This is a genomic window from uncultured Kluyvera sp. (assembly GCF_902485085.1).
GTDB classification, from domain to species: Bacteria; Pseudomonadota; Gammaproteobacteria; order Enterobacterales; family Enterobacteriaceae; genus Kluyvera; species Kluyvera ascorbata.
Window position 1 is genome coordinate 1 of the sequence record NZ_CABTJS010000014.1, and the last position, 12236, is coordinate 12236.

12 protein-coding genes are annotated in these 12236 nt (G+C 55.6%); 9 read left to right on the forward strand and 3 right to left on the reverse strand.

The window, feature by feature from the left end; genetic code table 11:
* A partial coding sequence (malE, locus tag RDN66_RS02440) for a maltose/maltodextrin ABC transporter substrate-binding protein MalE (RefSeq protein WP_308537525.1) occupies positions 1-611 on the reverse strand: 611 nt, incomplete at its 3' end.
* A gap of 371 nt (positions 612-982) precedes the next feature.
* Between malE and malK the strand changes: the two genes are divergently transcribed.
* The 5 genes from malK to ubiA all read left to right on the forward strand — a co-directional run bounded on the left by malK (position 983) and on the right by ubiA (position 6195).
* The gene (malK, locus tag RDN66_RS02445) at positions 983-2092 is read left to right on the forward strand and encodes a maltose/maltodextrin ABC transporter ATP-binding protein MalK (protein ID WP_035896870.1); all 1110 of its coding nucleotides are present in this window, start codon (positions 983-985) and stop codon (positions 2090-2092) included.
* Between the two features lie 101 nt (positions 2093-2193).
* Positions 2194-3552 carry a maltoporin gene (locus tag RDN66_RS02450; protein ID WP_202216753.1) on the forward strand — a complete coding sequence of 453 codons (1359 nt, stop codon included), beginning with the start codon at positions 2194-2196 and terminating at the stop codon, positions 3550-3552.
* A gap of 115 nt (positions 3553-3667) precedes the next feature.
* Positions 3668-4612: a maltose operon protein MalM gene (malM, locus tag RDN66_RS02455; RefSeq protein WP_202216752.1), complete on the forward strand. Its 945-nt coding sequence runs from the start codon at positions 3668-3670 to the stop codon at positions 4610-4612.
* Positions 4613-4810: 198 nt separating this feature from the next.
* Positions 4811-5308, forward strand: a complete 498-nt coding sequence (ubiC, locus tag RDN66_RS02460; protein WP_123652237.1) for a chorismate lyase — start codon at positions 4811-4813, stop codon at positions 5306-5308.
* A gap of 14 nt (positions 5309-5322) precedes the next feature.
* Positions 5323-6195, forward strand: a complete 873-nt coding sequence (ubiA, locus tag RDN66_RS02465) for a 4-hydroxybenzoate octaprenyltransferase (RefSeq protein ID WP_035896879.1) — start codon at positions 5323-5325, stop codon at positions 6193-6195.
* Between the two features lie 99 nt (positions 6196-6294).
* On the opposite strand, the gene plsB is transcribed toward ubiA, so the two are convergent.
* Positions 6295-8724, reverse strand: a complete 2430-nt coding sequence (gene plsB / locus RDN66_RS02470; RefSeq protein ID WP_202216751.1) for a glycerol-3-phosphate 1-O-acyltransferase PlsB — start codon at positions 8722-8724, stop codon at positions 6295-6297.
* A gap of 128 nt (positions 8725-8852) precedes the next feature.
* Here plsB and RDN66_RS02475 point away from each other — a divergent pair, with 128 nt between their 5' ends.
* The 4 genes from RDN66_RS02475 (at position 8853) to RDN66_RS02490 (ending at position 11663) form a co-directional block, all read left to right on the forward strand.
* Positions 8853-9221, forward strand: a complete 369-nt coding sequence (locus RDN66_RS02475; RefSeq protein ID WP_035897343.1) for a diacylglycerol kinase — start codon at positions 8853-8855, stop codon at positions 9219-9221.
* A 99-nt stretch (positions 9222-9320) separates the two neighbouring features.
* Positions 9321-9929: a transcriptional repressor LexA gene (gene lexA, locus RDN66_RS02480; RefSeq protein ID WP_202216750.1), complete on the forward strand. Its 609-nt coding sequence runs from the start codon at positions 9321-9323 to the stop codon at positions 9927-9929.
* Between the two features lie 68 nt (positions 9930-9997).
* Positions 9998-11317, forward strand: coding sequence for an MATE family efflux transporter DinF (dinF, locus tag RDN66_RS02485; RefSeq protein ID WP_035897336.1), 1320 nt, complete (start codon positions 9998-10000; stop codon positions 11315-11317).
* 136 nt (positions 11318-11453) lie between these two features.
* Positions 11454-11663 carry a CsbD family protein gene (locus RDN66_RS02490; RefSeq protein WP_202216749.1) on the forward strand — a complete coding sequence of 70 codons (210 nt, stop codon included), beginning with the start codon at positions 11454-11456 and terminating at the stop codon, positions 11661-11663.
* A 55-nt stretch (positions 11664-11718) separates the two neighbouring features.
* Here RDN66_RS02490 and zur read toward each other — a convergent pair whose 3' ends face one another.
* Positions 11719-12234 (reverse strand): zinc uptake transcriptional repressor Zur, encoded by a 516-nt coding sequence (zur, locus tag RDN66_RS02495; RefSeq protein ID WP_035897338.1) that lies wholly within the window; start codon positions 12232-12234, stop codon positions 11719-11721.
* Positions 12235-12236: the final 2 nt, after the last annotated feature.

The following is a 12236-nucleotide window of genomic DNA, read 5'->3' on the forward strand; positions in this document are numbered from 1 at the left end:
ACGTCATATTTGCCGTTTTCAAACTTGAACGCGTAACCGCCGTCGGCAGCAATCAGCGGCCAGGTGAAGTACGGTTCTTGCAGGTTGAACATCAGCGCAGATTTACCCTTCGCCTTCAGCGTCTTATCCAGCGCTGGGATCTCTTCCCAGGTTTTTGGTGGATTTGGCACGAGGTCTTTGTTGTAAATCAGCGACAGCGCTTCAACCGCGATTGGGTAAGCAATCAGTTTGCCGTTATAGCGTACGGCATCCCAGGTGAACGGGTAGAGTTTGTCCTGGAACGCTTTATCGGGAGTGATTTCAGCCAGCAGGCCAGACTGCGCGTAGCCGCCAAAGCGGTCATGTGCCCAGAAGATGATGTCCGGGCCGTCGCCGGTCGCTGCAACCTGCGGGAATTTTTCTTCCAGTTTATCCGGGTGTTCTACGGTGACTTTAATCCCCGTATCTTTCTCAAATTTCTTACCTACCTCGGCCAGACCGTTATAGCCTTTGTCGCCGTTGATCCAGATAACCAGCTTTCCCTCTTCAATTTTTGCCAGAGCAGAGGCGGAAAACATCATCGTGGTCAATGCGGACAGCGCGAGGATGCGAGCGCCAGTTTTGATTTTCATATATCCCGTCCTTTCCAGATTATGTACTTATGGATACACAGAGGTGGTTTAACGTCGATGAGTTTCCTTTTTTAGCAACCCCTTTCCATCCTCCTGAGGTCTACGCCCTCGGGGCCAGTAGTGTGATCTCCGTAACATAAATCCCCGTTATGCGTCTTAGCGCACAAAAAAAAGCGCCGTTTTTTGTCGGCCCCATCACGATTTTCGTTTTGATGAGATGTCATCGGGGGCAGAGCGCGCCTTCTCATCCTCCCGTCTCCTCCCCCATAAAAAACCGGGGGGGTGGAGGATTCACCAAATTGATGTGTACGGCATAGTCAGCCCATCTTGAATGTTTCTGTCGGTGACAAGTTGTAACGAGGGAGAAGGGCATGGCGAACGTACAGCTACGCAATGTAACGAAAGCCTGGGGCGACGTGGTGGTATCAAAAGATATCAACCTCGATATCCAGGAAGGGGAGTTCGTGGTGTTTGTCGGGCCATCCGGCTGCGGCAAATCGACGTTGCTGCGTATGATCGCGGGTCTCGAAACGATTACCAGCGGCGATCTGTTCATCGGTGAAACCCGCATGAACGATATCCCGCCCGCCGAACGTGGCGTGGGCATGGTGTTCCAGTCCTACGCGCTGTATCCCCATTTGTCCGTTGCCGAGAACATGTCTTTTGGCCTGAAGCTGGCGGGTGCCAAAAAAGAACTTATCAACCAGCGCGTTACCCAGGTCGCCGAAGTTCTGCAGTTAGCCCATCTTCTGGAACGTAAACCTAAAGCGTTGTCCGGTGGTCAGCGTCAGCGCGTGGCGATTGGTCGTACGCTGGTGGCCGAACCGCGCGTGTTCCTGCTGGATGAACCCCTGTCTAACCTGGACGCCGCGCTGCGCGTTCAGATGCGTATTGAAATCTCCCGTCTGCACAAACGTCTGGGCCGCACGATGATTTACGTCACCCACGATCAGGTCGAAGCGATGACGCTGGCCGACAAAATCGTGGTGCTGGACGCCGGTCGCGTCGCGCAGGTCGGGAAGCCTCTGGAACTGTATCACTATCCGGCAGACCGCTTCGTTGCGGGCTTTATTGGCTCGCCGAAGATGAACTTCCTGCCGGTCAAAGTCACCGCCACCGCCATCGATCAGGTGCAGGTCGAGCTGCCGAACCGTCAGCAGATTTGGCTCCCGGTCGAGAGTAACAACGTTCAGGTTGGCGCCAACATGTCGCTGGGCATTCGCCCTGAACACCTGCTGCCAAGCCACATCGCCGATGTGACGCTGGAAGGGGTGGTCAATGTTGTCGAGCAGCTTGGTCACGAAACGCAAATTCATATCCAGATCCCTGCCATCCGTCAGAACTTGGTCTATCGCCAGAACGACGTGGTGTTGGTCGAAGAGGGAGCCACATTCGCTATCGGCTTGCCGCCAGAGCGCTGCCATCTGTTCCGTGAAGATGGCACCGCATGTCGTCGGCAGCACAAAGAGCCAGGCGTTTAAAGAAGTCCCATAAAACAAAACAAGCATGAAGCTCTTACGTCGCCAGCGATAAGGCAAGAAGGGTGGAATGTTCAAGAAAAGCAATGATCTCAGGAGATAGAATGATGATTACTCTGCGCAAACTCCCCGTGGCGGTTGCCGTAGCAGCAGGCATTATGTCTGTTCAGGCAATGGCCGTAGATTTCCATGGTTACGCACGTTCCGGCATTGGCTGGACGGGCAGCGGCGGTGAACAACAGTGCTTCCAGGCAACCGGTGCCGGAAGTAAATACCGTCTCGGTAACGAATGTGAAACCTATGCCGAACTTAAATTAGGTCAGGAAGTGTGGAAAGAAGGCGATAAGAGCTTCTACTTCGACACTAACGTGGCTTACTCCGTAGCGCAGCAGAACGACTGGGAAGCAACCGACCCAGCCTTCCGCGAAGCGAACGTCCAGGGTAAAAACCTGATTGACTGGCTGCCTGGCTCCACCATCTGGGCCGGTAAGCGCTTCTACCAGCGTCATGACGTTCACATGATTGACTTCTACTACTGGGATATCTCTGGTCCTGGTGCCGGTATCGAAAACATCGACCTGGGCTTCGGTAAACTGTCTCTGGCAGCAACCCGTTCTCAGGAAGCGGGCGGTTCTTACACGTTCAGCAGCCAGAATATTTACGATACCTCTAAAGATACCGCGAACGACGTATTTGATGTCCGTTTAGCTGGCCTGCAGACCAACCCAGATGGTGTCCTGGAACTGGGTGTTGACTATGGTCGTGCTAATACAACAGACGACTATCGTTTAGCTGACGGCGCTTCGAAAGACGGCTGGATGTTCACTGCTGAACACACTCAGAGCATGCTGAAGGGCTACAACAAGTTTGTTGTTCAGTACGCCACCGATGCGATGACCACTCAAGGTAAAGGCATCCCACAAGGATCCTACGGCGCAACCTACTCCGTTACAGACGATGCGACTGACACAACGACCCATTATGTTGACAGCAACATCAACAACAACGGGAAAATGTGGCGACTGCTCGACCACGGTGCAATCTCTGTCACTGACAACATTGATCTGATGTACGTCGGTATGTTCCAGAAAACTGATATGGACAACAATCTGGGTACCGATTGGTGGACTGTAGGTATTCGTCCTATGTACAAATGGACGCCTATCATGAGCACCCTGCTGGAAGTTGGCTATGACAACGTGAAATCTCAACAGACTGGCGATCGCAACAGCCAGTACAAAATCACCCTGGCACAACAGTGGCAGGCTGGTGACAGCATCTGGTCTCGTCCGGCAATCCGTGTCTTCGCTACCTATGCGAAGTGGGATGAAAACTGGGGTTACATCAAAGACGGCGACAAAACACTGCGTTATGCCGCGTCTAATAATTCTGGAATCTCTACAAATAGCCGTGGCGACAGCGATGAGTGGTCCTTCGGTGCTCAGATGGAAATCTGGTGGTAATTCAGCACTAACCTGAAGCAATAAACTGACGAGGGGCGAGAGCCCCTCTGTTCCGTAAGGTTTAGCGCGCTATTGCCTGGCTACCGCTAGACTGACGATTTCTGAGGTCATCATAATGAAAATGAAAAAAAGTCTCGTTGCTCTGTGCTTATCCGCTGGATTACTGGCGAGCGTTCCGGGTATCAGCCTTGCGGACGTCAACTATGTGCCGCAAAACACCAGCGCCGCGCCAACTATCCCAACCTCGGCCCTCCAGCAACTGACCTGGACACCGGTCGATCAATCTAAAGTGCAGGCCACCCAGCTTTCTACCGGTGGTCAGAGCCTGAACGTACCGGGCATCACCGGTAACGTCGCGGCCTACAGCGTACCGGCTAACATCGGTGAATTGACGCTGACGCTAGCCAGCGAAGTGAATAAACAAACTAATGTTTTTGCGCCGAACGTGCTGATCCTCGATCAGAACATGACGCCATCTGCTTACTTCCCAAGCAGCTACTTTACCTATCAGGCACCTGGCGTAATGAGCGCCGACCGTCTTGAAGGCGTCATGCGCCTGACCCCGGCCTTAGGTCAGCAAAAACTCTATGTACTGGTCTTTACCACTGAAAAAGATCTCCAGCAGACCACAACATTGCTGGACCCAGCAAAAGCCTATGCCAAGGGCACCGGCAACGCGGTTCCGGATATCCCAGACCCGGTGGCTAAACACACCACCGACGGTCTCGTGAAGCTGAAAGTCAAAACCAACAGCAGCTCTAGCGTCCTGGTCGGCCCACTGTTTGGCTCCTCCGGCCCGGCTCCGGTCACCGTGGGTAACACTGCTGCGCCAGCCTATAGTGCGCCTGCCGCTGCTCCAGTCGTTGCACCAGCTGCCGCTCCAGCCGCGAAAGCAGAGCCGATGCTGGATGACACGGAAACCTACTTCAACAACGGTATTAAACAGGCGGTGGCCAAAGGGGATATCGACAAAGCCCTGAAGCTGATGAATGAAGCCGAACGCCTGGGCTCGAAATCTGCTCGTTCCACCTTTATCGGCGCTGTAAAAGGCAAGGGGTAAGTTTTACCCCGCAGCGCCGATGTTTAGGCGAAGCCTTTCGGTGTGCCCTTATGGGCACACCTTTTTTCTACACGTCATTGCGCGACAACAAACTGTTGCACTGCTGTTGCGCTAATGATCGTATTTGACCATTCCTGCACCCCCTCCCGCTGTGTTCTGCGATACAATAGCCAGAAGTTATGTATTGGAGAGACAGGCATGTCGCACTCTGCACTGACGCAGCTTCGCGCGCTGCGCTATTTTGACGTTATCCCCCCGCTTGAATCGGCACAGCGCGACTGGCTGATGCTGGAAGATTCGATGACCAAACGGTTTGAGCAGTTCGGGAAGCCCGTTAGCGTCACGCTGCTGAACGAAGCCTTTGTCACCCGTGATGCGCTGGAAGGCGAGCAGCATTTGCTGCCGGACGAACCTCGCTATTGGCTGAGAGAAATATTATTGTGCGTGGGCGACGAACCCTGGCTTGCTGGGCGTACCGTGGTGCCGGAGTCGACGCTTTGCGGCCCGGAACTGGCGCTACAGCAGCTGGGGCAAACGCCACTCGGGCGCTATCTGTTTACGTCATCGACGTTGACCCGGGATTTTATTGAAATAGGGTGTCATGATGCGCTGTGGGGGCGACGTTCCCGCCTGCGTCTGAGCGGCAAACCGCTGCTGCTGACGGAGCTTTTTTTGCCCGCATCGCCGCTGTACTAAGAGGAAGAAGAAAAATGGAGTGGAGTCTTAGGTCGAATAAGCTGCTCGCTTACCATCGGCTCATGCGAACGGACAAACCGATTGGCGCGCTATTGCTGCTGTGGCCGACGCTGTGGGCACTGTGGGTTGCTTCCCCTGGCGTACCGCCGCTGTGGATCCTGGCGGTATTTGTCGCTGGTGTCTGGTTGATGCGTGCCGCAGGTTGTGTAGTCAATGATTACGCGGATCGTAAATTCGACGGCCACGTAAAGCGCACCGCCAACAGGCCGCTGCCAAGCGGCGCGGTGACGGAGAAAGAAGCGCGGACGCTGTTTATTGTGCTGGTGCTGCTCTCCTTCGTGCTGGTGCTGACCCTCAACACCATGACCATCCTGCTATCAATTGCCGCGCTGGCGCTTGCCTGGATTTATCCGTTCATGAAGCGCTACACCCATCTACCGCAGGTGGTGCTTGGTGCGGCGTTCGGCTGGTCTATCCCTATGGCCTTTGCCGCCGTCAGCGAAACGCTGCCGTTGAGCTGCTGGCTGATGCTGTTGGCCAATATTCTGTGGGCGGTGGCTTACGATACGCAATATGCGATGGTTGACCGCGACGACGATGTGAAAATCGGTATTAAATCGACGGCGATTCTGTTCGGTGATAATGACCGCCTGATTATCGGTATCCTGCAAGCTTGCGTGCTGGGGCTGATGGCGATTATCGGCTGGCTCAATGGCCTGCACTGGGAATTTTACTGGTCAATTCTGATTGCCGGTGCGCTGTTTGTTTACCAGCAAAAGTTGATTCGCCATCGCGAACGCGGGCCGTGCTTCCAGGCGTTTATGAACAATAACTACGTGGGACTGGTGCTGTTTATTGGGCTGGCGATGAGCTACTGGCAGTTTTGATACGCGCATTCATTGCTGGACGGCGGCGTGCCGCCTCGTCCGGGCTACAATATCAATGCATAAAAAAATCCCCGGTTTCAGCCGGGGATTTTTGTTTTTTTACTGCGCCGCCTCTTCCTGCGTCACGCTCTCAATCGTCAAGCGCACGTCCGAGGTAATCAGGCTAGCCATCATCTGGTATACCTTCATCGTCTCTTCCGGCTCGGCATCGCCGCTGTCGCTGATATAGCCTTCATCGCGCAGGGTCAACACCAGGGAAGAGAACACCGCTTTATCGAAGAACTCCGGCGAGTTGATACCGTGCAGTACCGAGAGACGCTGAGCCAGCGTGCGGCTCTCTTTCTCCAGCGTGCTGCGGTTCATCGACGGGTTGCCGCTCAGCAGCCAGAAGGTGATCGCATAGCGCTGCAACGTCTCGCGCGCACCGGCAGCCAGCAGCTGCAGGGTGCGGGAGTGAGAGGCGTTGATACGCAGCTCACCGTCCTGCTCGCTAATCATGTCCTGACGAACCATCTCCGCAATCAGCGTATCGATAACCGCTGGCAGCTCTGTGCGATCCCAGCGCAGGAACAGCTCCGCTTTCAGCATTGGATACAGCGTATCGATAATGCTCAGCACCTGCTCGCGGGAAATCTCGCGATGCTGAGTCATAATTGACGCCAGCAGCGACGGCATGATCAACATATGCGCGATGTTATTGCGGTAGTAGGTCATCAGCACCGCCTGCTCGCGCGGCAGAATGATGATATCGCCGATGGTATCCTTCTCGACTTCGAACTTGTTCATCTGCAGCGCGTGATCGATAAGCTCGCTGGCAGAGGAGGTCGGTGCCGTTGCATCCGGCGCGTACGGCGCGTTACGCAGCAGTGCCAGATAGCAATCCAACTGCTGAGTCAGCTGCTCGCGGGTCAGCGAACGCTGACGCGAAGCCAGCAGCGCGGTACAGCACAGGTTCATGGCATTTGCCGCGCCTGCGTTGTTGATACGCACCATCAGCTCGGCCGCCATCTTGTTGACGGTCGGCGTCAGCCAGGCTGGGCGTACGGCTTCGATCGGGTCGATAGACTCGCGCCACTCCGGCACATGGTGGTTCAGGTAGGTCATCAGCGGCATGGGTTCGCCGAAGTTGACGTAGCCCTGGCCCAGATTACGCAGCTTGCTCAAGCCGCGCAGCATCTGTGGCAGGCTCTCTTTCTCTTTGGTCGCACCGCGCAGCTCTTTGGCGTAGGTCCCCACTTCCATCACGTGCTCGTAGCCGATGTAAATCGGCACCAGGGTGATCGGACGTGAACCGCCGCGCAGCATCGCCTGGATGGTCATCGACAGGGTGCCGGTTTTCGGGTCCAGCAGACGGCCGGTACGGGAACGCCCGCCTTCCACAAAGTACTCAACGGAGTAACCACGGCTGAACAGCTCGCCGAGGTATTCGCGGAACACGGTGGAGTAGAGCTTGTTGCCCTTAAAGGTACGGCGAATAAAGAAGGCACCCAGGCGACGGAAAATCGGGCCCGCTGGCCAGAAGTTCAGGTTGATACCGGCAGCGATATGCGGCGGCACCAGCCCCTGGTGATAAAGCACGTAAGAGAGCAGCAGGTAGTCCATGTGGCTGCGGTGACACGGCACATAGACAATTTCATGCCCGTCGTGCGCCAGCTGGCGTACGCGCTCGGCGTTGTTTACGTTAATGCCCTGGTACAGACGGTTCCAGGTAAAGCTGAGGATACGGTCGGTCAGACGAATCATCTCGTAGGAGAAGTTCGCCGCGATCTCTTCCATCAGCGCAATAGCGTTCTGCTGGGCTTTCTCGTGGGAAATTTTCTTGCTGCGCGCTTCGTCTTCTACCGCTTTGGCGATGGCTTTTGACGCCAGCAGCTTCTTGAACAGGTCATGGCGCGCCGGTAAACGTGGGCCGACCGCGGCCAGACGCTGACGAGCAAAGTGCATACGCGCGACGCGCGCCAGTTTCTGAGCGATAGTTTTATCGGTACCGTGTTCGTCAGCCATGCGGCGCAGGGAGACGGACGGCGAGAAACGCACAAAGCTGTCGCGACCGAGCCAGGAAACGGCAAAGAACTTCTGGAAGCCGTTCAGCATGCGCAGCGGTGGGTTCACTTCGCCTTTCTCACGACCCGGCGAACGACCAAACATCACCGACACCGGCACCATTTGCACATCCAGTTCTGGATTGCTGCGGTGCAGATCGAGGTAGTCGTGGAACAGTTTGATCGACTCTTCTTTCGGCGTGTAGTAGGTGAACACGCGCGGGCCGCCGTGGATAAAGACGTAGCGCGGCAGTAGCGTACCGTCGATTTCCAGGGGTTCAAGCGGATCGGGTAAATCGTGCGCCAGGCACTGAGCGCGCAGCGTCAGCAAGTCAGCCTTAGAGTTATAAGGCAGGACGTACATAATAGGGCGCGACGTATCAAGCCCCAATTCCTGGGCAGGTTGTGCCGGAATAGACTTGCTTTTTACCAGAACACTTAATGGTAAATTCAGTAATTTGTAGTAAATTCGTGGCCAGCCGGACATAAACGATGTAAAGCCTCTGGTTAATCATGCAAATGCGCGGCAAGAATATCAGAAAGTCGGTGAAATTTCTGTTCTACCGCCTCATATCACGCATTGTCATTGACGTAAAAACGAAAAAGGTTCTTGAGATGGCCAATAATACCACTGGGATTACCCGAATCATCAAAGCTGCGGGTTATTCCTGGAAAGGATTCCGCGCGGCGTGGATCAATGAAGCGGCATTCCGCCAGGAAGGGGTAGCCTCTGTTATCGCGATTATTATCGCCTGCTGGCTGGATGTCGATGCCATCACCCGTGTCCTGCTCATCGGATCGGTCCTTTTGGTGATGATAGTGGAAATTCTCAATAGTGCACTGGAAGCGGTGGTTGACCGCATCGGCTCCGAGTATCACGAGCTGTCTGGCCGGGCAAAAGACATGGGTTCGGCGGCGGTGCTGCTGTCCATTTTCGTGGCGGTAATCACCTGGGTCATCTTACTGTGGGCTCATTTTCACTAAACCTGCGAAAACTGCCTGATTTCGTGAGTTTTACGGTTCCAAAATAGCCAGTAGCTGTATATACTCACAGCATAACTGTATATACACCCAGGGGGCGGAATGAAAGTGTTAACGACCAGGCAGCAAGAGGTGTTTGATCTCATCCGGGATCACATCAGCCAGACGGGCATGCCGCCAACGCGTGCGGAAATTGCTCAACGCTTGGGGTTCCGTTCCCCAAACGCGGCTGAAGAGCACCTGAAAGCGCTGGCACGTAAAGGCGTGCTTGAGATTGTCTCAGGCGCTTCTCGCGGTATCCGCCTGCTGGTGGAAGAAGAAGAGGGCCTGCCGCTGGTGGGCCGCGTGGCGGCGGGTGAACCGCTGCTGGCGCAGCAGCACATCGAAGGTCACTATCAGGTTGACCCGTCTCTGTTTAAGCCAAGCGCGGATTTCCTGCTGCGCGTCAGCGGCATGTCGATGAAAGACATCGGTATTATGGATGGCGACCTGCTTGCCGTACATAAAACCCAGGATGTACGTAACGGCCAGGTTGTCGTGGCGCGTATTGATGAAGAAGTGACGGTAAAACGCCTGAAAAAACAGGGCAACGTCGTCGAATTGCTGCCAGAAAACAGCGAATTTAAACCTATCGTGGTCGATCTGCGCCAGCAGAATTTCTCCATCGAAGGGCTGGCCGTTGGCGTTATCCGCAACGGCGAATGGCTGTAACTCTCCCCTGATTCTAATGGCTGCGATACTTCCGCTATCGCAGCCTTTTTTCGTTCTGGTCGATACTCATGCCGCTACTTACTCACGCCGATAAGGCGCTGTGGCGCCTTGCGCTACCGATGATCTTCTCCAACATCACCGTGCCGCTGCTGGGCCTGGTCGATACCGCCGTTATTGGCCACCTCGATAGCCCCGTCTATCTGGGCGGCGTCGCTATTGGTGCTACGGCAACCAGCTTCCTGTTTATGCTGCTGCTGTTCCTGCGAATGAGCACTACCGGGCTCACGGCGCAGGCGTTCGGCGCGAAAAATCCGCAGGCGCTGGCTCGCGCGCTGGTGCAGCCACTGCTTCTGGCGTTGGGCGCAGGGCTGCTTATCGTATTGTTTAAAACACCGTTGATAAATCTGGCGCTCTCTATCGTTGGCGGCAGCGGCGAGGTGCTGGAACAGGCCCGGCGCTTCCTCGCTATTCGTTGGCTTAGCGCGCCTGCCGCACTGGCGAACCTGGTGTTGCTGGGTTGGCTGTTGGGCGTGCAGTATGCGCGGGCTCCGGTGGTACTGCTCATCGTCGGCAACGTGCTGAATATCGTTCTCGACCTGTGGCTGGTGATGGGGCTGCATATGAACGTGCAGGGCGCGGCGCTGGCAACGGCGATTGCGGAATACGCTACGTTACTGGTCGGGCTGGGAATGGCGCGCAAAGTGCTGGTGATGCGCGGGATCTCGTGGGCGATGCTGAAAACGGCCTGGCAGGGCGATTTTCGCCGCCTGCTGGCGCTCAACCGCGACATCATGCTGCGCTCGCTGCTGCTCCAGCTCTGCTTTGGCGCGATAACCGTCTTCGGCGCGCGGCTGGGTAGCGAAGTGGTGGCGGTGAACGCGGTGCTGATGACGATGCTGACCTTCACTGCCTACGCGCTGGACGGCTTTGCCTACGCGGTAGAAGCGCATTCCGGGCAAGCCTATGGCGCGCGCGACGGCAGCAAGCTGCTGGAAGTATGGCGTGCTGCATGCCGTCAGGCGGGGGTTGTGGCGCTGGCATTTGCGCTGATTTACGCGCTCCTGGGAGAACATATTGTGGCGCTGCTGACCTCGCTACCTGAGCTGCGTCAGCTTGCCGACCGCTACGTGCTGTGGCAGGCAGTGCTGCCAGTTATCGGCGTGTGGTGCTACCTGCTCGACGGCATGTTTATCGGCGCCACCCGCGGCGCGGAGATGCGTAACAGCATGGCGGTGGCTGCCGCCGGGTTTGCGCTCACCATGCTGGCGTTGCCGCTGCTGGGCAACCATGGGCTGTGGCTGGCGCTTGCCGTATTCCTTGCGCTGCGCGGGCTGTCGCTGGCCGTTATCTGGCGTCGTCACTGGAAAAACAACAGCTGGTTTGCCTGACGAAATGGTTAAAGATTCCGAATAATGAAATAGCACCAGAATGACTGACTACAATTAACCTCACGCTTAGCAAAAAAGATGTCTTTCCTGAAGCATCGTTTTCGCTATTCACTCACTGACGATCGAGGATTCAATGATGAATAAAGATGAAGTCGGCGGTAACTGGAAACAGGTTAAAGGTAAAGTGAAAGAGCAATGGGGCAAACTGACCGATGATGATATGACGGTGATCGAAGGCAAACGCGATCAGCTGGTCGGTAAAATTCAGGAACGCTACGGCTACGCGAAAGATCAGGCCGAAAAAGAGGTGGATAACTGGGATAAACGTCACAACCACCGCTGGTAATAACGTCCTCCTGCCCGTGCGTACAAGGAAGTACGCTCCCCCTGCTTAGCGCCCGCTAGCGGGATTTCTTTTTAATCTGAATGGTATGGTCGTGATGGCAGTGCTCGTGTGCGCTGCACGCTTCTACTTCTACGCAGGCCGAGCACAGGCCGTGCGCTTCAATCACGTTATGACGCAGAGCGAAACCCATTTTGGCCGCCAGCGCGTGCATAATGTCTTCCACCCCTTCCGCGCATTCTTCTTTTACCACGCCGCAGCGATCGCAGATAAACATCGCGGAGGTATGAGTTGGCTGATCGAACAGGTGACAAAGCACGTAGCTGTTCGCCGATTCCACCTTATGCACGAAGCCTTGTTCGAGCAAAAACTCCAGCGCGCGATAGACGGTTGGCGGTTTAGCCTGTGGCTCTTTGACGCGCAGCAGGTCGAGCAGGTCGTAGGCGCTAATCGCCCCTTCTTGCAGGCTCATCAGGCGCAACACTTCCAGACGTTGCGGAGTCAGGCGCACGCCGCGTTGCGCGCACAGCTTTTCAGCCTGCGCTAACAGTTCTTGCGTAGTGGTCTTATCCATTG